The 22,289-nt window shown below is 64.0% G+C and carries 16 protein-coding genes; 9 read left to right on the top strand and 7 right to left on the bottom strand.

Features of this window, described 5'->3' with window-relative positions:
• The first annotated feature begins 4 nt into the window (after nt 1–4).
• From NKK50_RS04390 to NKK50_RS04380, 3 genes are all read left to right on the top strand, one after another.
• Nucleotides 5–1,075: a GGDEF domain-containing protein gene (locus NKK50_RS04390; protein WP_023681555.1), complete on the top strand. Its 1,071-nt coding sequence runs from the start codon at nt 5–7 to the stop codon at nt 1,073–1,075.
• Between the two features lie 105 nt (nt 1,076–1,180).
• Complete coding sequence (locus tag NKK50_RS04385) at nt 1,181–1,579, top strand: MbcA/ParS/Xre antitoxin family protein (RefSeq protein WP_023701176.1); 399 nt, start codon at nt 1,181–1,183, stop codon at nt 1,577–1,579.
• Entirely contained in the window at nt 1,539–2,309 is a 771-nt protein-coding gene (locus NKK50_RS04380; protein ID WP_023744821.1) for an RES family NAD+ phosphorylase, read from the top strand. The genes NKK50_RS04385 and NKK50_RS04380 overlap by 41 nt, the downstream gene beginning before the upstream one ends.
• 58 nt (nt 2,310–2,367) lie before the next feature.
• On the opposite strand, the gene NKK50_RS04375 is transcribed toward NKK50_RS04380, so the two are convergent.
• Nucleotides 2,368–3,741: a class II 3-deoxy-7-phosphoheptulonate synthase gene (locus tag NKK50_RS04375; protein ID WP_023688326.1), complete on the bottom strand. Its 1,374-nt coding sequence runs from the start codon at nt 3,739–3,741 to the stop codon at nt 2,368–2,370.
• A gap of 271 nt (nt 3,742–4,012) precedes the next feature.
• Here NKK50_RS04375 and NKK50_RS04370 point away from each other — a divergent pair, with 271 nt between their 5' ends.
• A complete protein-coding gene (locus NKK50_RS04370) occupies nt 4,013–4,621 on the top strand; it encodes a hypothetical protein (RefSeq protein ID WP_196814070.1) in 609 nt (202 codons plus the stop codon).
• On the opposite strand, the gene mfd is transcribed toward NKK50_RS04370, so the two are convergent.
• A complete protein-coding gene (gene mfd, locus NKK50_RS04365) occupies nt 4,618–8,109 on the bottom strand; it encodes a transcription-repair coupling factor (RefSeq protein WP_352543129.1) in 3,492 nt (1,163 codons plus the stop codon). The two genes, NKK50_RS04370 and mfd, sit on opposite strands and share 4 nt — an antisense overlap.
• Before the next feature lie 10 nt (nt 8,110–8,119).
• On the bottom strand, nt 8,120–8,407 hold the full coding sequence (locus NKK50_RS04360) for an FAD assembly factor SdhE (RefSeq protein ID WP_023681561.1): 288 nt from the start codon (nt 8,405–8,407) through the stop codon (nt 8,120–8,122).
• 314 nt (nt 8,408–8,721) lie between these two features.
• On the opposite strand from NKK50_RS04360, the gene recG reads away from it, so the two are divergent.
• Complete coding sequence (gene recG, locus NKK50_RS04355) at nt 8,722–10,830, top strand: ATP-dependent DNA helicase RecG (RefSeq protein WP_352543128.1); 2,109 nt, start codon at nt 8,722–8,724, stop codon at nt 10,828–10,830.
• Here recG and NKK50_RS04350 read toward each other — a convergent pair.
• The 4 genes from NKK50_RS04350 to NKK50_RS04335 all read right to left on the bottom strand — a co-directional run bounded on the left by NKK50_RS04350 (nt 10,782) and on the right by NKK50_RS04335 (nt 15,908).
• On the bottom strand, nt 10,782–11,552 hold the full coding sequence (locus NKK50_RS04350) for a DUF502 domain-containing protein (protein WP_031193123.1): 771 nt from the start codon (nt 11,550–11,552) through the stop codon (nt 10,782–10,784). The genes recG and NKK50_RS04350 overlap by 49 nt on opposite strands.
• Nucleotides 11,553–11,644: 92 nt before the next feature.
• The gene (glmS, locus tag NKK50_RS04345; protein WP_023701181.1) at nt 11,645–13,468 is read right to left on the bottom strand and encodes a glutamine--fructose-6-phosphate transaminase (isomerizing); all 1,824 of its coding nucleotides are present in this window, start codon (nt 13,466–13,468) and stop codon (nt 11,645–11,647) included.
• 194 nt (nt 13,469–13,662) lie between these two features.
• The gene (gene glmU / locus NKK50_RS04340; protein WP_352543127.1) at nt 13,663–15,036 is read right to left on the bottom strand and encodes a bifunctional UDP-N-acetylglucosamine diphosphorylase/glucosamine-1-phosphate N-acetyltransferase GlmU; all 1,374 of its coding nucleotides are present in this window, start codon (nt 15,034–15,036) and stop codon (nt 13,663–13,665) included.
• A 122-nt stretch (nt 15,037–15,158) separates the two neighbouring features.
• On the bottom strand, nt 15,159–15,908 hold the full coding sequence (locus tag NKK50_RS04335) for a cytochrome c biogenesis CcdA family protein (protein ID WP_023725730.1): 750 nt from the start codon (nt 15,906–15,908) through the stop codon (nt 15,159–15,161).
• Nucleotides 15,909–16,125: 217 nt separating this feature from the next.
• On the opposite strand from NKK50_RS04335, the gene NKK50_RS04330 reads away from it, so the two are divergent.
• The 4 genes from NKK50_RS04330 (at nt 16,126) to NKK50_RS04315 (ending at nt 22,246) form a co-directional block, all read left to right on the top strand.
• Nucleotides 16,126–16,503, top strand: coding sequence for a COG4315 family predicted lipoprotein (locus tag NKK50_RS04330; protein WP_023725729.1), 378 nt, complete (start codon nt 16,126–16,128; stop codon nt 16,501–16,503).
• Between the two features lie 316 nt (nt 16,504–16,819).
• On the top strand, nt 16,820–19,483 hold the full coding sequence (gene topA / locus NKK50_RS04325) for a type I DNA topoisomerase (protein ID WP_023725728.1): 2,664 nt from the start codon (nt 16,820–16,822) through the stop codon (nt 19,481–19,483).
• A gap of 4 nt (nt 19,484–19,487) precedes the next feature.
• Nucleotides 19,488–21,794 (top strand): ribonuclease R, encoded by a 2,307-nt coding sequence (rnr, locus tag NKK50_RS04320; RefSeq protein WP_023815374.1) that lies wholly within the window; start codon nt 19,488–19,490, stop codon nt 21,792–21,794.
• The gene (locus NKK50_RS04315) at nt 21,794–22,246 is read left to right on the top strand and encodes a DUF983 domain-containing protein (RefSeq protein ID WP_031194788.1); all 453 of its coding nucleotides are present in this window, start codon (nt 21,794–21,796) and stop codon (nt 22,244–22,246) included. Before rnr ends, NKK50_RS04315 begins: the two co-directional genes overlap by 1 nt.
• Nucleotides 22,247–22,289: the final 43 nt, after the last annotated feature.

The raw sequence follows: 22,289 nt of genomic DNA, 5'->3' as shown, positions 1-22,289 counted from the left end.
GAACATGCAGCCGGCAGCCGTCCAGACCGACCGAAACAGCGACATTGCAACAGCCGTTGTGGCGACCATGCGTCAGCTCGGCGTGCTTGGCCTGCCGCGCAATTACGAAATCTTCTACGAAGCACTGAAAGGCACCAATCGCGAACTCGGCCTGGCCGTCGTCGCGCTGGGCAACCAGCCGACGCAGGACGATCTCGACCGCATCGGCCGCGCTTTCTTTGCCCAGCATCACGGTCCCGGCATTGTCGAGCAGGCGCGCGACGTGCTGGCCAGGGAACTCGAGGACATCGCCTTGCTGCTGCGCAGCGAACGTAGCCATATCGAGAAATACGGCAAGATCCTCGATGAGACATCGAGTGGCCTCGCCAACCGCAGCCTGCTTTCGCAGGATCTGCTGCAGAAGGTCGCCAGCGCCATGGCGGCGGCCACCAACTCGACCCTCGACCACGGCAAGCAGGTTGCAACCACGCTGAGCGACAAGACGGCGGAACTGGAGAGCGTCAAGTCGAAGCTTGAGGAGTACAAGCGGCTCGCCGACACCGACCCCTTGACGCATATCTGGAACCGCCGCGCCTTCGACAAGCAAATCACGGCGATTTACACCTCCAACAAGGGGATCCTGTTCAACGCCCTGATCCTTGCCGACATCGACCATTTCAAGGGTGTCAACGATCGCTACGGCCACCCGGTCGGCGACAAGATCATCCAGATCGTCGCTGAAATCTTCCAGACCAGCATCCGTGAAGACATGTTCGTTGCCCGCACCGGCGGCGAGGAATTCGCGCTGATCGTCGAGGGCGCCAGCGAGGATACCACTTACGAGATCGCCGAACGCATCCGCGTGCTGATCGAACAGACGCCGTTCACCAGCAGCCAGACCGGCGCCAATTACGGCACGGTGACCGTTTCCATGGGCATCTGCATGGCTTCCGAAGCGGAAAGCCCGGAGGATCTTTACACCAAGGCGGACCGGGCGCTCTACCGCTCCAAGGTTGGCGGGCGCAACCGCGTCACCCGGCACTCGACAATGGCCGGCCGCACCGGCAAGAACTGGCTGCTCTACAAGAAAGACTGACGCTTCGGCGTGCAGCCAATTCCCGGGCACAGGCAAATTTATCGGATCCCGCCTCTTTCCATATGAATTTCCGTGGACTATATTTTCCATGGAAAGAGAGAGGCCATGTCTGTTACACCACCCAATGCTGCCGCCCCTGATCTGACCGCGAAGGCGGCCGAAAACGCGGTTCTGACCAAGGCCACGCTGCGTGCCGCCGAACTCCTGGATATAACCGCCAGGGTGCTTGCGTCGATCATCGGCGTCTCGGAAGCCACGGTTTCACGCATGCGCAGGCAGGAATTCCTGCTGGAGCGCGGCACCAAGCCGTTCGAACTCGCGGTGCTGTTCGTGCGGCTGTTCCGTTCGCTCGATGCCATTGTCGGCGGTGACGAGACGATAGCCCGGGCATGGCTGAAGAACGCCAACACGGCTTTCGATGGCAGCCCGCTTGAAAAGATCCTCACCATTACCGGGCTTGTCGATGTCATTGCCTATCTGGACTCCCGACGCGCTCTCGTCTGAAGCCGTCCGGCTCGACGGCAAATACTGGCGCATGGTCGAGGCGCAGCACCGCGTCTCGACGCTGAAGATCGTCGACACGCTGGACGAACAGGCGCTGCTCGAGGATCTGATCGAGGAGACCAAGCCGCAGATCCCCATGGAATGCCGGCATCTCCACTATCTCTTGGCGACGCCCTTCCGCTACGGCTCGATCTATCCCTACGGCTCGCGCTTCCGCCGCGCCGGCCGCACCCTGGGCGTCTACTATGCGGCGGAGACGATCATGACGGCGGTCGCCGAAATGGCCTTCTACCGCCTGCTGTTCTTCGCCGATTCGCCCGACACGCCATGGCCGCGCGACGCCGCCGAATACACCGCCTTCGCCGCCGCGATCCATACCGACAATGCCATCGACCTGACGCGGCCGCCGCTCGACCGCGATCGGGCCCATTGGACGCATCCGACCGACTATGCCGCCAGCCAGGCGATTGCCGATGTCGCGCGTGAGGCTGGGCTGGAGGCGATCCGTTACCGTTCGGCGCGCGACCCGAAGGGCGTCAATGTGGCGCTGCTGACATGCCGCGGCTTTACCAAGGCCAAGCCGCTGGAGCCGCACACATGGCGCATCCGGCTAGGCTCCCTCGGCGTCCAGGGGATCTGCGAATTTCCGGAAAGGCGCATCGAGTTTTCCAGAACCGCCTTCGCCAATGATCCCCGGCTCAACGGATTGCGCTGGGAACGCGGGCGTTGATCAAACGAAAAAGCGCCGGATTTCTCTGGCGCTTATCATTTCAATTCTGAAAACAGGTTCAGCCGTTAGCCACCTGCTTGTGCTGCACCGGATGGCTCTTCTTCAAGAGATCCGACACCAGGAACGCCAGCTCGATCGCCTGGTCGGCGTTGAGGCGCGGGTCGCAATGGGTGTGATAGCGGTCCTGCAGCTCCTCGGCGGTGATGGCGCGGGCGCCGCCGGTGCATTCGGTGACGTTCTTGCCGGTCATCTCGACATGGATGCCGCCGGGGTGCGTGCCTTCGGCGCGATGCACCTCGAAGAAGGTCTGCACTTCCTTGAGGATGCGGTCGAACGGCCGCGTCTTGTAGCCGGCAGCCTCGATCGTATTGCCGTGCATCGGGTCGGACGACCACACGACGCTGCGACCTTCCTTCTGCACCGCGCGCACCAGCTTCGGCAGATGGTCGGCGACCTTGTCGGAGCCGAAGCGGGCGATCAGCGTCAGCCGGCCCGGCTCGTTCTCCGGATTGAGCAGGTCGATGAGCTCCAGCAGGCCGTCAGTCGTCAGCGACGGGCCACATTTGAGGCCGAGCGGGTTCTTGATGCCGCGGCAATATTCGACATGCGCATGGTCGGGCTGTCGGGTGCGGTCGCCGATCCAGATCATGTGGCCCGACGTTGCGTACCAGTCGCCGGAGGTCGAATCGACGCGGGTCAGCGCCTCTTCATAGCCGAGCAGCAGCGCCTCGTGACTGGTGTAAAAGTCGGTCTCGCGCAGCGCGTAGTTGGTCTCCGAGGTGATGCCGACGGCCTTCATGAAGTCCATCGTCTCGGTGATGCGGTTGGCGAGCATGCCATACTTCTCGCCTTGCGGGCTGTCGGAGACGAAGCCCAGCATCCAGCGATGCACATTCTCCAGGCTGGCGTAGCCGCCTTGGGCGAAGGCACGCAGCAGGTTAAGCGTCGCCGCCGACTGGCGGTAGGCCATTTCCTGGCGGGCCGGGTCGGGAATACGCGACTTGGGGTCGAACTCGATGCCGTTGATGATGTCGCCACGGTAGCTTGGCAGCGTCACCTCGCCCTTGGTCTCATTGTCGGACGAGCGCGGCTTGGCGAACTGGCCGGCGACACGGCCGACCTTCACCACCGGCTGCGCGCCGGCAAAGGTCAGCACCACCGACATCTGCAGGAAGACGCGGAAGAAGTCGCGGATGTTGTCGGCGCCATGTTCGGCGAAACTCTCGGCGCAATCGCCGCCCTGCAGAAGGAATGCGTCGCCGGCAGCGACAGCCGCAAGCTGCTTCTTCAGCTTGCGCGCCTCACCGGCAAAAACCAGCGGCGGAAAGGTGGCGAGCTGGGCTTCCGTGTTCTTCAGCGCGGCGAGGTCCGGATAGGCAGGAACCTGCTTGATCGGCTTTGCTCTCCAAGAATTCGGCGACCATTTCGTCATCGCTGCACCCAAACGCTCTTTCCAGCAGGCTTTTGCCCGCCATTCCCGCCCCATATGGGGATGGCGGCTCCATACACGAAGCCGATTTTCTATTCTAGACCGGAATTCAAGCGCTGGCGAATGATGGGGAGCTCCATGCCGCGACCCACTTTGGCTTCTTATCTTCGCGACGGCTGTGCAATATCCCTTGGTGCCAGAATCGATCCTCACCGATGTAGTCGCGCCGGTCATCGTCCGCTGCGCAACAATTCTCCATGGAGTCCCTATGTCCGTGTCCGCCTACCTTGACCGCGTGCGCCGCGAGCAAGGCCTGTTTACGATCGAAGAGGTTGTTGGCCTGTCCGAGCGCGGCAACGTGATCTACGACCCCTACTCCACGCTGATTTCCGCAGGCGCCGTCATCGGGCGAGGCAACGTCTTCTTCCCCGGCGTCTACCTGTTCTGCACCGACGGTGGCGCGCTGGAGATCGGCGACGCCAACATTTTCCACGCCAACACACTGTTCGAAGCATCCGCCGGCGCAATCCGCGTCGGCTCACGCAACCAGTTTGGCGAAGGCGGTTTTACTGCAAAGGCCAACAGGCCGGGAGCCTCGATCGTGATCGGCGATCAAGGCCGCTATCTCAACGGCGCGGCGGTGTTCGGTGAGACGGTGCTCGGTTCGGGCAGCCAGCTTCTCGGCGCGATCACCGTCGACAGTTGCCGGCTGGAACCGGGCGGCAGTTTTCGTGAGTCCGACCCCGACCGCCGGGCCGGATTGCTGAAAGGCGCCGGCGCCGCGCGCGGCTTCACCGTGCCTGCCGGGCACGTCATCGTCGGCGCCGGCACGTTCTCGGCATCCGACCTGCAGTTGCAGTCGAATTTCCATCCGAAAGTCTAGGTGGCCACCAGCCGCGCCAACTGCGTCATGACGACAGCCGAGCCCGCCAGACGCTTCTCGGCTGTCGGCCAGTCGCGGATGAAGACCACGCTGTGGTCGGCCCTGATCTTGGCCAGCGAGCCCTGTTCGCCGATGTACTTGACCAGCCCGACCGGGTTGGAAAACTCGCGCTTGCGGAAATGGATGACGACGCCCTTGGGGCCGGCATCGAGTTTTTCGACATTGGCCCTGCGGCAGAGTGCCTTGATGAAGACGATCTTGAGCAGATGCTTCACTTCCTCCGGCAGCGGGCCGAAGCGGTCGATCAGCTCGGCGCCGAAAGCATCGATCTCCTCTGTGTTTTCGAGATCGCCAAGGCGGCGGTAGAGCGCCAGCCTGAGCTGAAGGTCCGGCACGTAGCTTTCCGGGATCATGACAGCCGTGCCGACAGCGATCTGCGGCGACCAGCCGCCGTCCTGGACCTCGCCGGAGTCCTTCACCTCGGCCACCGCCTCTTCCAGCATCTGCTGGTAGAGCTCGAAGCCGACCTCCTTGATGTGTCCGGATTGTTCTTCGCCGAGTAGATTGCCGGCGCCCCTGATGTCGAGGTCGTGGCTGGCGAGCTGGAACCCGGCGCCAAGCGTGTCCAGCGACTGCAGCACCTTCAGCCGGCGCTCGGCCGTGTCGGTGAGCTTGCGGTTGGCCGGCAGCGTGAACAACGCATATGCCCGCACCTTGGAACGGCCGACGCGGCCGCGCAGCTGGTAGAGCTGCGACAGGCCGAACATATCGGCGCGATGGATGATCAGCGTGTTGGCGGTCGGAATGTCGAGCCCGGATTCGACGATGGTGGTCGACAACAGCACGTCGTACTGGCCGTCATAGAAGGCGTTCATGATGTCGTCGAGTTCGCCCGGCGGCATCTGGCCATGGGCCACCGCCACCTTCAGCTCGGGGACGGATTCGCGCAGGAAGTCATGGATTTCGGCGAGATCGCTGATGCGCGGAACGACATAGAAGGAATGGCCGCCGCGATAGCGTTCGCGCAGCAGCGTCTCGCGGATGACCAGCGGGTCGAAAGGCGAGATGAAGGTGCGCACCGCCATGCGGTCGATCGGCGGCGTGGCGATCAGCGACAGTTCGCGCACGCCGGTCAAGGCAAGCTGCAGCGTGCGCGGGATCGGCGTCGCCGACAGCGTCAGCACGTGGACGTCGGTTTTGAGGTCCTTCAGCCGTTCCTTGTGCTTGACGCCAAAATGCTGCTCCTCGTCGATGATCAGCAGGCCGAGATTCTTGAACGAGATCGCCGACCCGAGCAGTGCATGGGTGCCGATGACGATGTCGACCTGCCCCTCGGCGATGCCTTTCTTGGTTTCCGCCAGTTCCTTGGCGCCGACCAGCCGCGAGGCCTGGCTGACGCGGATCGGCAGGCCGGAGAAGCGCTGCGAAAAGGTCTTGAAATGCTGGCGCGACAACAGCGTCGTCGGCACCACGACCGCGACCTGGAACCCTTCCATCGCAGCGATGAAGGCGGCGCGCAACGCCACTTCGGTCTTGCCGAAGCCGACATCGCCGCAGATCAGCCGGTCCATCGGCTTGCCGGCGCCGAGATCGTCCACGACGGCATCGATCGCGCCCTGCTGGTCGTCGGTCTCCTCATAGGGAAAGCGCGCCGAGAATTCGCCGTAAAGCCCTTCCGCCGGCACCATGGGCGGCGCGGTACGCATCTGGCGCTCGGCGGCAATGCGGATCAGCTGTCCGGCCATGTCGAGCAGGCGCTTCTTCAGCCGCGCCTTGCGCGACTGCCAGGCGCCGCCGCCGAGCTTGTCCAGCGTCGCCTCGGCTGTGTCAGAGCCGTAGCGCGACAGAAGCTCGATGTTTTCCACCGGCAGGAACAGCCGGTCGTCGCCGGCATAGTGGATTTCCAGGCAGTCATGCGGCGCGCCGACCGCCTCGATGGTGCGCAGGCCGATGAAGCGGCCAATGCCGTGATCGGCGTGGACGACGATGTCGCCGGCCGACAGCGACGAGGCCTCGGCGATGAAATCCGACGCGCGCTTCTTGCGCTTCGAGCGGCGGATCAGCCGGTCGCCCAGAATGTCCTGCTCGGCGACGACAACCAGCTGTTCGGTCTCGAAGCCGGATTCCAGCGGCAGCACGGCGAGTGCCGCCTGCCCCGGCTCGAGCTTTTCCGCCTCGGCCAGCGTCGCCACCGGCACGAGATTGCCGAGATGGTGCTCGGCCAGGATCTGGCCAAGCCGGTCGAGCGAGCCTTCGGTCCAGCCGGCGACGATGACCCGGCGGCGCGCCGCGCGCTCGTCAGCGATGTGTTTTACGACGACATCGAAGACGTTGATGTTTGGGTCAGCCCGTTCCTCGGCAAAGCTGCGGCCATGGCGCGAGCCGCCATGGAAGACCTTCTTGGCCCCGACATCGGGCGCGTCGAAGGCGGTGAAGTCGATGGCTTCGCGCGGTCCGAGCGACGCTACGAGGTTTTCCGGTGAGAGATAGAGCAGGTCCGGCGCCACCGGCTTGTAGGGCACGGCGTCCTTCAAGGCGGCGTCGGCCTGTTTGCGGCGCGCTTCGTAGTGGTCGAGGATCAGCGTGTGACGCTCAGCCAGCGCTTCGTGCGCCAGATGGTCGAAGATGACAGGCGCATCCGGCAGATAATCAAACACTGTCTCCAGCCGCTCGTAGAACAGCGGCAGCCAGTGCTCCATGCCGGCAAAGCGCCGCCCTTCGCTCACCGCCGCATAAAGGCCGTCGTCGCGCTGCGGCGCGCCAAAGGCTTCGATATAGGAGCGGCGGAAGCGGCTGATGGTTTCGGGGGTCAGCGCCACTTCACTCATCGCCTGCAGCGCCATCGACTTGCGCTGGCCGGTGGTGCGCTGCGTGGCGGCGTCGAAGACGCGGATCGATTCCAGCGTGTCGCCGAAGAAATCGAGCCGCAGTGCTTCCGTCCAGCCGGGTGCGTAGAGGTCGAGGATACCGCCGCGCACGGCGAATTCGCCGATACCGCGCACCGTCGGCACCCGCTCGAAGCCGGAAATCTCCAGCCGGGACACCAGCGCGTTCATGTCGATCTGGTTGCCGGGCTTTGCGTGGAAAGTCTGCGCTTCGACCAGATCGGCCGGCGGAATGCGCTGCAGCAGCGCATTGGCAGTGGTCAGGATGACCGCGCGATGCGGCTTTTTTGCCAGCGCGATCATCGCCGTCAGGGCGTCGAGCCGCTTGGCAGCGGCATCGGAGCCTGGCGAAACGCGGTCATAGGGCAGGCAATCCCAGGCCGGCAACTCCAGCACCGGCAGGCCGGGGGCGGCAAAGGTCAGCGCCTCGATGATCGACGGCAGGCGCTGGCCGTCGCGCGCCACGAACAGCACCGGTTTGTCAGGCGCAATCTCATGGATCGCCTGCACCAGCGCAAAGGCTTCGTAGCCATCGGCAACGCCGTCGACGATGAACTGGCCGGCACGGCCTTTCGGCAGACCGATTTTGGGAATGAGGCTCATGGTTGCACGTTTAAAATGTCATGGTCCGGCGCGATGCCAGGATCTTTTGCAGGACGGCACAGTCGATATTCCTGGGAACCGGGCGTTCGCCGGTGACCATGGGCAGGAATTCGGTGTCGGGAATGTCGAGCAGCCTTTCATATTGGTCGATTTCATCGCCGGTCAAGGCGCCGATCTCGTTGTCGGCAAACGTACCGAGGATAAGGTCCATCTCGCGCATCCCGCGATGCCAGGAGCGGAACAACAGCTTGCGGCGCCTGATATCCAGCCCCTCGCTTGATCGTTTCGTCCCGGTCATCGTGCCGCATCCTTGCTTGGTGCGGCGCATATAGCGTGGATAGAGGGCGGTGTCAGCCTTGCAACGCACGGGTGGGCGGCTAAACATCCCGGGTGTGAAGAACACTCCTGACAACGCTGGTGCCGGACACCGCCCGCACTTCACCCTCCCCCTTGTGGGGAGGGTCGGCGAGCACGCTTCGCAAAGCGAAGCGGGTGAGACGGGGTGGGGGTGCGGCGCTGACCTACCGACTTCCTCGAAAGTTAGACGCGCACCTACCCCCACCCCGCTCCGCTTCGCGGATCGACCCTCCCCACAGGGGGGAGGGTAAAGGCATGCGCCCCTCCCTCCTCGACCCTCTCTTCGTCCCCATCACTTCGCTTGCCGGCGTCGGCCCCAAGGTTGGCGCTCTTATCGAGAAGGTGGTGGCGGCCGATCTCGGCGAACGGCCGGCGCGCGCGGGCGACCTGTTGTTCGTGCTGCCGCACACCGTCATCGACCGTCGCAATCGTCCCGGCATCGCGCTTGCGCCGGCCGGCGCCATCGTCACGCTCGACGTGCGCATCGACCGCCACCAGCCGCCGCCGCGCGGCAACCGGTCGGTGCCTTACCGCGTCTATGCCCATGACGACACCGGCGAGATCGGCCTGATCTTCTTCCACGCCCATGCCGCCTATCTCGAAAAGGCGATGCCGGTGGGCGAGCATGTCGTCGTCTCCGGCCGCATGGAGTGGTTCAACGGCCGCCCGACCATGGTCCATCCCGACCATATCGCCCTGGTGAGCGAGGCGGAAACACTGCCGCTGGTCGAACCGGTCTATCCGCTGACCGCCGGCCTGTCGGGCAAGGTGCTGCGCCGCGCCATCGGCCAGGCGCTCGGCCGGCTGCCGGAATTGCCGGAATGGCAGGACGGCGCCTTCATGCGCAAGCAGACTTTCCCCGCCTTCGCCGACGCGCTCGCCCGCATCCACTATCCCGCGGACCCGATCGATGTCGCCATCGAGGGGGTGGCATGGCGCCGCCTTGCCTATGACGAGCTTCTCGCCGGCCAGGTCTCGCTGGCATTGGTGCGGGCAAAAGTGCGCCGGCTGTCGGGCCGGCCGCTCATCGGCGACGGTCGCATCGTCGAGAAACTGCGCGCAGCCCTGCCGTATTCATTGACCGGCAGCCAGGAATTCGCGCTTGCCGAAATCAATGCCGATCTGGCCGACCCCGAGCGCATGCTGCGCCTGCTGCAAGGCGATGTCGGCTCCGGCAAGACGGTAGTGGCGCTGCTGGCCATGGGGCGCGCAGTCGAGGCCGGCGGCCAGGCGGCCTTGATGGCGCCGACCGAAATCCTGGCGCGCCAGCATCTGGCTACAATCACGCCGCTGGCCGAACAGGCCGGCCTGCGCGTCGCTATCCTGACCGGCCGCGAAAAGGGCCGCGAACGCACTGAAACGCTATCAGGTCTCGCCAGCGGCGAGATCGACATCGTCGTCGGCACCCATGCGCTGTTCCAGGAAACGGTGACCTATCACGACCTCGTCTTTGCCGTGGTCGACGAGCAACACCGCTTCGGCGTCCACCAGCGGCTTGCCATCACCGCCAAGGGCGACGCCCCCGACATGCTGGTGATGACGGCGACGCCGATCCCGCGCACTCTGGTGCTGACCGCCTTCGGCGACATGGACGTCTCCAAGCTGACGGAAAAACCCATCGGCCGCCAGCCGATCCGCACCGTCACGCTGCCGCTGGAACGGCTGGACGAGTTGGTCGGGCGCATGCTTGATGCCGTTGCCGACGGCCAGAAGATCTACTGGATCTGCCCGCTGGTCGAGGAATCCGAAGAGATCAAGCTGATGTCGGCCGAGGACCGTTTTGCCTCGCTGCAGCCCTTGTTCGGCGATCGCATCGGCCTCGTCCATGGCCGCATGAGGGGCGCCGAAAAGGACGAGGCGATGCGCGCCTTCAAGGCCGGCGAAACCCGCATCCTGATCGCCACCACCGTTATCGAGGTCGGCGTCGACGTGCCGGACGCCACGATCATGGTCATCGAGCATGCCGAGCGTTTTGGCCTGGCGCAACTGCACCAGCTGCGCGGCCGCGTCGGGCGCGGCGACAAGCCTTCTTCCTGCGTGCTGCTTTACAAGGACCCGCTCGGCGAGACGGCAAAGCGCCGGCTGTCGGTGATGCGCGAGACCGAGGACGGTTTCCTGATCGCCGAAGAGGATCTGAAGCTGCGCGGCGAAGGCGAATTGCTCGGCACCCGCCAGTCCGGCACGCCGGGCTTCCAGGTGGCGCGCATCGAGGTGCACGCCGACTTGCTCGAAGCAGCCCGCGACGATGCAAGGCTGATCCTGTCGCGCGACCCGGAACTACAGTCTGAGCGCGGCGAGGCGCTGCGCCTGCTGCTCTATTTGTTCGGCCGCGACGAGGCCGTACGGCTCTTGCGCGCCGGCTGAGCGCCCTCGGCGATCAGCCCGCCAAGCGGCGGGTTGGCGAGATCTCCGTCGATCGGCTGGCCGTTCATAGTCACCATTTTCGGCTTGACTTCGGGCGCCACCAGCCCGGCCGAGACGATCAGCCTGGCGCCGTCCTCGATCGTCATGTCGAGCAGCACGATGTCGGATTTCGGCACGTACATCAGGAAACCGGTGGTAGGGTTCGGCGTGCACGGCATGAACACGGCGATCATCGGGTCGCCTGCATGGTCGAGCTTCTGGTTGATCTCGGTTTCCTTCTCGCTGGCGACGAAGACCAGCGACCAGACGCCTTTTCGCGGATATTCGACCAGCCCGACCTGGCGGAACATATCGCCCTTGTTCGACAGCACCGTCTGGAAAATCTGCTTCAGCGAACCGTAGATGCCGCGCACCAGCGGCATACGGCCAAGCAGCCGTTCGCCGAAATTGACGATGGCGCGACCGACGATGTTGGCGGTCATGAAGCCGATCAGCGTGATCAGCACGAGCGCCACGATCAGGCCGAAGCCGGGCACCGGAAACGGCAAATAGGTGTCGGGGCTGTAGCGCGCCGGAATGTACGGCTTCACCCAGGAATCGACCCAGCCGACGAACGACCAGGCGATATAGGCGGTGATCGCCAGCGGCGCGCAGACGATAAAGCCTGTGAGGAAATAGTTCCTCAGCCGGGTCATGCCTGAAGTTCTGGGAGCATCGGACATGGTTCACCGGGGACGCGGGTTGCAGCGCCACACTAGTGAAGCGGACGGCGCTTTGGAACTGCGAAGTTTTTTAGACCCCCGATGAGCGCCGACTACTCCACCGTCACCGATTTCGCCAGGTTGCGCGGCTGGTCGACGTCCGTCCCCATGAACACGGCGGCGTAGTAGGCCAGCATCTGGATCGGCAGCGCATAGATGATCGGCGAGATGATTTCCGGCACGTCGGGCAGGATGATCGTCTCCATCGTCTTGACGCTGACCTGCGCCGCGCCCTTGGCGTCGGTGATCAGGATGATCTTGCCGCCGCGCGCCGCCACTTCCTGCATGTTCGACACGGTTTTTTCGAAGATGCGATCATGCGGCGCGATGACGATGACCGGCATGTTCTCGTCGATCAGCGCGATCGGCCCGTGCTTCAGTTCGCCCGCGGCATAACCCTCGGCATGGATGTAGGAGATTTCCTTGAGTTTCAGCGCGCCTTCCATGGCCAGCGGGAAATTGGTGTCGCGTCCGAGATAGAGCACGTCCTTGTAGCGCGAGATTTCGCGCGCGATGCGCTCGATCTGCTCTTCGAGCTTCAGTACCTGGTTGGCGTAGCGAGGCGCCTCCGAAAGAGCGCGCACCAGCGTCTTTTCCTCATCCTTCGAGATCGTGCCGCGCGCCACACCCGCACGCACCGCCAGCGAGGCCAGCACCGAAAGCTGGCAGGTGAAAGCCTTGGTCGAGGCGACGCCGATCTCCGGCCCGGCCAGCGTCGGCAGCACGACGTCGGATTCGCGCGCCATGGTCGATTCGCGCACATTGACGATGGCGCCGATCTTCATGCCCGCCTTGCGGCAATAGCGCAGCGAGGCCAGCGTGTCGGCGGTTTCGCCGGACTGCGAGATGAAGAAGGCGGCATCATCCGCCGATAACGGCATTTCGCGGTAGCGGAATTCCGAGGCGACATCGATGTCGACCGGCAGCCGCGCATAGCGCTCGAACCAGTATTTGCTGATCAGGCCGGCTAGATAGGCGGTGCCGCAGGCCGAGATCGCCAGCCGGCCGATCTTGGCGAAGTCGAACGGCAGTTCCAGCGGCTTCGACACGCCAGAGACGAAATCGACATAGTGCGCCAGCGTATGCGAGATCACTTCGGGCTGTTCATGGATTTCCTTTTCCATGAAATGGCGGCGGTTGCCCTTGTCGACCATGAAGCTGGTCGACAGTGATTGCTGGCGCTTGCGGGCAACCTCTTTGCCGTCGATGTCGAAGATGGTGACGCCATCGCGGCGCACCACCGCCCAGTCGCCGTCTTCGAGGTAGGTGATGGAATTGGTGAACGGCGCCAGCGCGATGGCGTCGGAGCCCAGAAACATCTCGCCATCGCCATGGCCGACGGCCAGCGGCGGGCCATTGCGGGCGCCGACGATGAGATCCTCGTCGCCGGTGAACATGATGGCCAGAGCAAAGGCGCCTTCCAGCCGCTTCAGCGCTTGGTGCGCCGCCTCGATCGGCTTCAGCCCTTTGGCCAGTTCGCGCGCCACCAGATGCGCTACGACCTCGGTATCGGTCTGCGACGAGAAGGAATAGCCGTCGCGGATCAGCTCATCGCGCAACTCGGCGAAATTCTCGATGATGCCGTTGTGAACGATGGCGACGCCGTTGGAAAAATGCGGATGGGCGTTGGTCTCGTTGGGCACGCCATGGGTCGCCCATCGCGTGTGGCCGATGCCGATGGTGCCGTCGAGCGGTTCTTCCTTCAGCCGGCGTTCGAGGTTGATGAGCTTGCCTTCGGCGCGGCGTCGGCCGAGCGCACCTTTCTCGACGGTGGCGACTCCGGCGGAGTCATAGCCACGATATTCAAGCCGCTTCAAAGCATCGACAATGAGCGGCGCGACTTGGCTCTGGCCGACAATTCCGACGATACCGCACATGCGCCTGCCCCCGATTCACCTGGAAATCTAGTCCCGATGGAAAACCAGCGCTATCTAGGGATTGCCGGCCCGCCGCGAAAGTCACTTTGCATTTCGTCTGGTGTAACGGAACGCTTCTCAACCCGATGCACCATGACACACCGCTCTTGCAATCCGGTTACCGCAATTCCTCGGTTGTTCAATTGCTTCGGCGGTTAATGGTCGGTGCCGGCCTTTTTCTTCGCCGCAGCGGCCGAGGCAAAGCGCTCGCGCAATTCCTTGCCCTTGCCGGGAATGGTCTTCTGGCGGGCGCGGCCGAAGGCCAGCGCATCGTCCGGCACGGTTTCGGTGATGACGCTGCCCGAGGCGATGTAGCCACCCTTGCCTATGGAAACCGGCGCCACCAGCGACGAGTTCGAGCCGACAAAGGCACCCTCGCCGATATCGGTGAAGAACTTTGAATAACCATCATAGTTGCAGGTGATGGTGCCGGCGCCGATATTGGCCCCCGCGCCCACACGGGCATCGCCGATATAGGTCAGATGATTGACCTTGGCGCCCTCCTCGATGACCGCCTGCTTGACCTCGCAGAAATTGCCGACCTTGGCCTTTTGCCTCAGATCGGCGCCAGGCCTGAGCCGCGCGAACGGACCGACGTCGCAATTGGAGGCGATGGTGGCGCCCTCTATGTGGCTGAAAGCGTGTATCTTGGCCCCGGTTGCAATTTTCACGCCCGGGCCGAACCAGACATTGGGCTCGACGATCGTGTCGGCGCCGATTTCGGTGTCGTGCGAGAAATACACCGTCTCCGGCGCGATCAGCGTTACGCCCGACAGCATGGCCTCGTAGCGCCGGCGCACCTGCCAGATGCCTTCCGCCTGCGCCAGCTCGGCCCGGTTGTTGATGCCGAGCGCGCTCTCGAAGCTCGTTTCGGTGGCGAGGACATCGAGCCCTTTCGCACTGGCGATCTCGACGATGTCGGTGAGATAGTACTCGCCCTTGGCGTTCTTGTTGCCAACCTGGTCGAGCAGGTCGAGCGCATGCTTGCCCGCCACCGCCATCATGCCGGCATTGCAGAAGCCGATCTTCTTTTCCTCGGCGGAGCAGTCCTTCTCCTCGCGGATGGCGGTGAGCTTGCCGCCCTTTTCGATCAGCCGGCCATAGCCGGTCGGGCTGGGCGGACGGAAACCGATCACTACGACGGCCGCGCCATCGGCAAGCTTTTGCCGCGCGGCCACTAGGGCTTCAGCATCGATCAGCGGCGTGTCGCCGAACATCACGAGAATATCGTCATAACCCTTTGATATCGCATCGCGCGCAGCCAGCACGGCATGCGCAGTGCCGAGCCGCTTCTCCTGCACGAAGGTCTCGGCCTTGGGCGCGAATTTCGCCGCCGCCTTGCGCATATCATCGGCGCCATGGCCGATCACCAGCGCCTGGCTGCGGGCGCCGGCGGCCTCGGCCGCTTTCACCACATGGGCGACCATCGGCAGTCCGGCGATCTGGTGCAGCACCTTCGGCATCGCGCTCTTCATGCGCGTGCCTTCACCGGCGGCGAGAATGACGGACAAGCAGGATCTCTGGCTCATGGAAGGACAACCGTATGAATGGGATCAGGAATCGCAGAGTGGTAGCATCTGGCGCCATGCTGCACCAATGCGGTTAAATTCCGGTGAGGTGATGAGGCAGTTCACTCTCGATCAGCGGATCTCTACCCCAGCCGGCCCAGCAGCGGAAAGGTCTCCAGCAGCCAGTAGGACACCGTCTGCACGCCGCCGGTGAGGAAGAACACCCCGGCGACGACCAGCAGCGCGCCGATCGCCTTTTCGACGCGGCCGAGATGGACGCGGAATTTGCCGAGGAAGCGCATGAAGGCGCCGGAGAACAGGGCAGCAATCAGGAACGGAATGCCGAGGCCAAGCGAATAGGCGGCAAGCAGAAGAGCGCCCTCGCCCACCGTCTCGCGGCCGCCGGCCAAGGTCAGGATCGGCCCCAGCACCGGGCCGATGCACGGCGTCCAGCCAAAGGCGAAGGCCAGCCCCATGACATAGGCGGCGACCATGCTGGCGGGCTTGCCCTGCGACTGGAAGCGCGCCTCGCGCGACAAAAGCGGGATGCGCAGGATGCCGAGGAAATTCAGCCCCATCAGGATGATCAGCACCCCGGCAGCCATCGCCAGCGGCTCCTGCCAGACGCGCAGCCAGTGGCCGATGGTCGAGGCGCCGGCGCCGAGCGCCACGAACACGGTGGAGAAACCGAGTACGAAGGCGAGCGAGGAATAGATGAGCGCGCCGCGGGCGCCGGCCTTGGCCGTGACGCCGGCATCGTCACCGCGAAAATCGTCGACCGACACGCCGGCCATGTAGCAGAGATAGGGAGGCACCAGCGGCAGCACGCAAGGCGACAGGAACGAGATCGCCCCCGCTCCGACCGCGCTGACATAGCCGACGTCCAATGGCATTCCAGAACTCCAGATTCCCTGGCGCCGATATAGCGGTGCAAACCCGTGTTCGCCAATCACCATCGTGTGGCATTTGGCTACAGATACGGTCCGGCGGACGAATTGTTGGCGGCCAATCCCAAGTTGACCAAGCCGGGGAAGAAATGTCCCTCGCCGAGCGTTCACACAGCGAAGCCGCGATTTCTGCGCGCTTCGTCGGATCACCAGGGAGATTTCCATGAAAACGATCACCGTCGGCCTGGCCGCCCTTCTGCTCAGCACCGCCGCATCCTTCGCCGCCGAAGCGTGGAAGGAAGCCGAAGTCGGTGGCACCAAGATCTACACCGATGCCAATGGCATGACGCTCTATACCTATGACAAGGACGAGAAGGGCAAGACCAACTGCTACGACAAATGCGCCACCAACTGGCCGCCGCTGAAGGCCGAGGACGGCGCTAAGGCGGACGACGAATGGACCATCGTCGACCGCACCGACGGCACCAAGATGTGGGCCTATGACGGCAAGCCGGTCTACACCTTCATCAAGGACAAGAAGGCCGGTGACATCACGGGCGACGGCGTCGGCGAAGTCTGGCACATCGTCAAGGCCGACTGATCGTCCGAACCTCTATCCCGCACCCCATCGGCGGGACTCGGCTGGCCGCCGGCTCCAAGCGACCCGGCGACCAGTTCGGCATTTACGCGCAGCACGAACTGGTCGCGGCGCCTTTCCCGGTGGCTCGAAACACGAACCGTCCCAGACAAAAATTTTGTGATCTTCTCCATACACTCTAAGAGTGTATTGCGGCACACGCCTCCGCATTTTGGCCGCTTGCCCTTGACCGATCGCAAAAGCGCGGCCATGTGAGCGACCAATTGAATGCGTCACGCAGCGGAATTCTTCTGCCGCCCCACAGCTGATATGAGACCTCATGGACGTCGTCGTCGTCGAATCGCCGGCCAAGGCAAAGACAATCAACAAGTATCTCGGCAAGAACTTCAAGGTTCTGGCCTCGTTCGGCCATGTCCGCGATCTGCCGGCCAAGGATGGTTCGGTGCGTCCCGACGAGGATTTCGCCATGTCCTGGGCGGTCGACACCGCGTCCGGAAAGCGTCTCACCGACATAGCCAACGCGGTCAAGGATGCCGATGGCCTGATCCTCGCCACCGATCCGGATCGCGAGGGCGAAGCCATTTCCTGGCACGTGCTGGAGGTGCTCAAGCAGAAGCGCGTGTTGAAGGACAAGCCGGTCAGCCGCGTCGTCTTCAATGCCATCACCAAGTCGTCGGTGCTGGAAGCGATGGCCAATCCGCGCCAGATCGATGCGCCATTGGTCGATGCCTATCTGGCTCGCCGCGCACTCGATTATCTCGTCGGCTTCACGCTGTCGCCGGTGCTGTGGCGCAAATTGCCGGGCGCCCGTTCCGCCGGCCGCGTCCAGTCGGTGGCGCTGCGCCTGGTCTGCGACCGCGAATCCGAAATCGAACGTTTCGTCCGCGAGGAATACTGGCAGATCGCTGCCCTCCTCGGCACGCCACGTAACGACAGCTTCGAGGCGCGGCTGACCGCGTTCGAGCGCAAGAAGCTGCAGAAGCTCGACATCGCCAGCAAGGCGCAGGCCGACGATATCAAGGGCATGCTCGAAGGCGCGACCTTCAAGGCTCTGTCGGTGGAAGCCAAGCCGACGCGGCGCAATCCTGGCCCGCCCTTCACCACTTCGACGCTGCAGCAGGCGGCATCGTCGGGCCTCGGCTTTTCGGCGACGCGCACCATGCAGGTGGCGCAGCGCCTCTATGAAGGCATGGAGATCGGCGGCGAGACCACCGGCCTGATCACCTATATGCGAACCGACGGCGTGCAGATGGCGCCGGAGGCGATCGACGCCGCCCGCGACACCATCGCCAAGGAATTCGGCCCAAGATACCTCCCGGAAAAGCCGCGCCAGTACACAGCCAAGGCCAAGAATGCCCAGGAAGCGCACGAGGCGGTCCGCCCGACCGATTTCATGCGCACGCCGGCTTCGGTCAGGCAGTATCTCGATTCCGACCAGCTGCGGCTTTACGAATTGATCTGGAAGCGCGCCATCGCCAGCCAGATGCAGTCGGCCGAGATCGAGCGTACCACGGTCGAAATCGAGGCGGTCAATGGCGCTCGCACCGCGGAGCTTCGCGCCGTCGGTTCCGTCGTTCGCTTCGACGGCTTCATCGCCGCCTACACCGACCAGAAGGACGACGACGCCGAAGACGAGGAAAACCGTCGTCTGCCCGAGATCCGTGCCGGCGAGCAGCTGGCCCGTCAGGCGATCAATGCCACCCAGCACACCACCGAGCCGCCGCCGCGCTACTCCGAGGCGTCGCTGATCAAGAAGCTGGAAGAGCTCGGCATCGGCCGTCCGTCGACCTACACCGCGATCCTGAAGACGTTGGAAGACCGTGACTACGTCACCATCGACAAGCGCCGGCTGGTGCCGCAGGCCAAGGGCCGGCTGCTGTCGGCTTTCCTCGAAAGCTTCTTCGAGCGCTATGTCGAATATGACTTCACGGCCTCACTCGAGGAAAAACTTGACGAGATTTCCGACGGCAAGCTCGCCTGGAAGGACGTGCTGCGCGACTTCTGGAAAGATTTTTCCGGCGCCGTCGCCGACATCAAGGAACTGCGCGTTACCGACGTGCTCGATGCGCTGAACGAGGAACTGGCGCCGCTGGTGTTCCCCGCGCGGGAGGATGGCTCGAATCCCCGCATTTGCCCAAAATGCGGCTCCGGCAATCTGTCGCTGAAACTCGGCAAGTTCGGCGCCTTCGTCGGCTGCTCCAATTATCCGGAATGTTCCTTTACCCGCCAGCTCGGCGATGCCGCCAACCCGAATGGCGAGAATGGCGGCGGCGAGGACGGCACCAAGGTGCTCGGCAACGATCCCTACACGGCAGAGGAAATCACGCTGCGCTCAGGCCGCTTCGGTCCTTATATCCAGCGCGGCGACGGCAAGGAAGCCAAGCGGTCCAGCCTGCCCAAGGGCTGGACGCCCGACTCGATCGACCATGAAAAGGCCTTGGCGCTGCTGTCGCTGCCGCGCGATATCGGCAAGCATCCTGAATCCGGCAAGATGATCTCCGCCGGGCTTGGCCGCTATGGTCCATTCGTTTTGCATGATGGCACCTATGCCAATGTCGACAGCATAGAGGATGTGTTCTCGATCGGCCTCAACCGCGCTGTCACCGTGATCGCCGAGAAGCAGCTGAAGGGCAAGGGCGGCCGCAATGGCGGCACTGCGGCGGCGCTGAAGGAACTCGGCGACCATCCCGATGGCGGCGGCAAGATCGTCGTGCGCGATGGCAAATACGGGCCCTATGTCAACTACGGCAAGGTCAACGCGACACTGCCCAAGGGCAAGGATCCGCAGTCGGTGACCGTCGAGGACGCGGTGGCGCTGATTGCCGAGAAGGAAGCCAAGGGCGGCGGCAAGAAGCCGTTCCGCAAGGCGGCAGCCGCCAGGGCCCCCACAGCCAAGAAAACCACTGCCAAAACAACCACTGGCAAGAAAACCACAGCCAAGAAGTCGGCGACCAAGAAGCCGGCGGCGAAGAAAAAGGGATAGCAGCGTGGCGCGCAGGATCACCGGTAGAAGCCACGGCGATCCGCGCACCGCCGACACGAGGGCCAAAGTCAAGGACGACTACAGGCCCTCGCGTGACGAAATCCTGCGCTACATCGCCGAGAACCCCGACCGCGCGGGAAAACGCGACATCGCAAAGGCGTTTGCCTTGCGCGGCGACGACCGCATCTGGCTGAAGGACATTCTGCGCGACCTGCAGGACGAAGGCATCCTGACCAAGGAGCGCAAGCGGCTGGCCCGTGTCGGCGCCCTGCCCCATGTCGCCGTGCTCGACATTTTCGGCCGCGACGGCGACGGTATTCTGCTGGCGCATCCGGCGGAGGCCGTCGGCACCGGCGAACCGCCGGTGATCTCGATCCGCGTCTCCCGCGGCGGCAATGGCCCGCAGCCTGGCATTGGCGACCGTGTGCTGGCCAAGACCTTCCCGACCGACGAGGCGACCGGGCCTGCCTATACGGGCCGCGTAATGAAGATTTTCGAGAAGCGGACAGATGCCGTGCTGGGCGTCTTCCGGATCCTGAGGGACGGCACCTTCCGCATCGAGCCGGTCGAACGTCGCCAGCCCGAACTGATCGTCGACAAGGAATTCCAGAACGGCGCCAGGAACGGCGACCTTGTCGAGGTCGAGCCCGCGCGGGCCTCCCGGTATGGTTTGCCGCGCGCAAAAGTGCTGGCGGTGCTGGGCTCGCTGACCAGCGAAAAGGCGGTCTCGATGATCGCCATCCACGCGCACGACATTCCGCATATCTTCCCGGCCGACGTCATCGCCGAATCCGAGGCGGTAAAACCGGCGACGCTTGCTCACCGCGAGGACTGGCGCGACCTGCCGCTGGTGACCATCGACCCGGCCGACGCCAAGGACCATGACGACGCCGTCTTCGCCACGCCCGACCTCGACGAGAAGAACCCCGGCGGCGTGATCGCCACGGTGGCGATCGCCGATGTTGCAGCCTATGTCCGCTATGGCACCGCACTCGATCGCGAGGCGCTGAAACGCGGCAATTCTGTCTATTTCCCCGACCGCGTCGTGCCGATGCTGCCAGAGCGCATCTCCAACGACCTGTGCTCGCTGCGCGAAGGCCAGGACCGTCCCGCGCTTGCCGTGCGCATGATTTTTGCCGCCGATGGCCGCAAGCTGCGTCACACCTTCCACCGCGTCATGATGAAATCGGCGGCAAAGCTCGCCTATCCGCAGGCCCAGGCCGCGATAGACGGCCTTCCTGACGACAAGACCGGCCCGATCCTCGATACGGTGCTGAAGCCGCTGTGGGACGCCTACGCCATCCTCAAGCGCGGCCGCGATGGCCGCCAGCCGCTCGAGCTTGATCTGCCGGAGCGCAAGATCCTGCTCAAGCCGGACGGCACCGTCGACCGCGTCATCGTCCCGGAGCGGCTCGACGCCCACAAGCTGATCGAAGAATTCATGATCCAGGCCAATGTCGCCGCCGCCGAAACGCTGGAAGCGAAGAAGCAGGCGCTGGTCTACCGCGTCCACGATGCGCCGTCGCTGGCCAAGCAGGAATCGCTGCGCGAGTTCCTGCAGACGCTCGGCCTGTCGCTGGCGCGTGGCGCGCAGATGCGGCCCGCCCAGTTCAACGGCATTCTCGAGCGCGTGCGTGGCGCCGACAATGAGGGGCTGGTCAACGAAGTGGTGCTGCGCTCGCAGAGTCAGGCCGAATATTCGCCCAAGAACATCGGCCATTTCGGCCTCAACCTGAAGCGCTACGCGCATTTCACCTCGCCGATCCGCCGCTATGCCGATCTGATCGTGCATCGCGGGCTGATTGCCGCACTTGGGCTCGGCCCTGGCGGGCTGACGCAGGACGAAGAGACGCGGCTGGAAGACGTCGCGGTGCTGATCTCCGGCACCGAGCGCCGCGCCATGGCGGCCGAGCGCGACACCGTCGACCGGCTGATCGCTGCCTACCTCGCCGAGCGCATCGACGACCGGTTCGACGCCCGCATTTCGGGCGTCACCAAATCGGGACTATTTGTCCAATTGCCGCAGTTTGGCGCAGATGGCTTCATCCCGGTGTCAAGTCTGGATGGCGATTACTATATATATGACGAAACCGCGCGATCGCTGTTCGGAGAACGCACCGGCAAGGGCTATCAGCTTGCCGACCGCGTCGAGGTTCGCCTGATCGAGGTGGCGCCTATGGCCGGCGCGATGCGTTTCGAGATGCTGACCGACCCGAAGCCCCTGCCCGGCTCCAAACGGTCGTTTCACAAGGCAAAAGGCCGCGCCCGCGCGTCGCAATCGCGCCCGGGGTCGCGCGGCAGGAGACGATAATGGCAAGCGAAATGGGAATCCAGAAGCAGGTTTTCGGCGGCGAACATCATTCGGGCCGAGTCGCCCGCCCGCTGTGGACGGCGATGAAGCGCGGCGCCCTTGGCCGCTGCCCGCATTGCGGCGAAGGCAGGTTGTTCGCCGGCTTCACCAAAAGTGTCGACAAATGCGCCGTGTGCGGTGAGGAGTTCCACCACCACCGCGCCGACGACCTGCCCGCTTATCTCGTCATCGTCATTGTCGGCCACATCGTTCTCGGCGCCTTCATGGGCGTTGAGGCGACCTCGACGCTCTCCATGTGGCAGCACATCGCCATTTGGGTGCCGTTGACCATCGTGCTGTCGGTCGCTCTGCTGCAACCGGTCAAGGGCGCCGTCATCGGACTGCAATGGGCGCTCTATATGCACGGCTTCGGCGGCGAAAAAGACGGCACCGAGCCGCATCCCGGAACCTAGTTTGCGTCAGGGCAATGTCGCCTGGCGCAACATGCCGACCGTG

The organism is Mesorhizobium sp. M0001 (genome assembly GCF_040324255.1).
Lineage (GTDB): Bacteria > Pseudomonadota > Alphaproteobacteria > Rhizobiales > Rhizobiaceae > Mesorhizobium.
This window is presented reverse-complemented; position numbering and strand designations above follow the sequence as displayed.